Consider the following 326-nt stretch of genomic DNA (forward strand, 5'->3'; position numbering starts at 1 on the left):
GGCTCGGGCGCCGTGATGATCAGCGAGTTGGTCGACGGGTCGGCCTGGATCTGGCCGCCGGTGGAGGGCTGGTTGGCATTGTTGAGCGGGGCGTTGGCCGCGGCCGAGCCGCCGCCCTGGTTGTTGTTCAGGTTCACCTGCATGGCCTGCGGCGCGCTCTGCTGCGGCACGGCACCGCCGCCTGCGCCACCGGCTGCGCCCGGCGTGGTGCTCTGCTGGTTCGCCGCCATCGCGGCGCGCAGCGTGGCCGCCAGCCGCACCGCATCGGCGTTCTTCAGGTAGACCACGTAGATGTTGCCGGCCGCGCCGTTGCTGCTTTCGCTGGG

1 protein-coding gene is annotated in these 326 nt (G+C 72.1%); it reads right to left on the bottom strand.

All coding sequences use genetic code 11. The features are described 5' to 3' along the window. The coding region (locus ACCD11_RS28395; RefSeq protein ID WP_413316474.1) for a secretin N-terminal domain-containing protein at positions 1-326 on the bottom strand (326 nt) is incomplete at both ends.

Source organism: Variovorax sp. Varisp36 (assembly GCF_047304235.1).
Taxonomy (GTDB): Bacteria; Pseudomonadota; Gammaproteobacteria; order Burkholderiales; family Burkholderiaceae_C; genus Variovorax.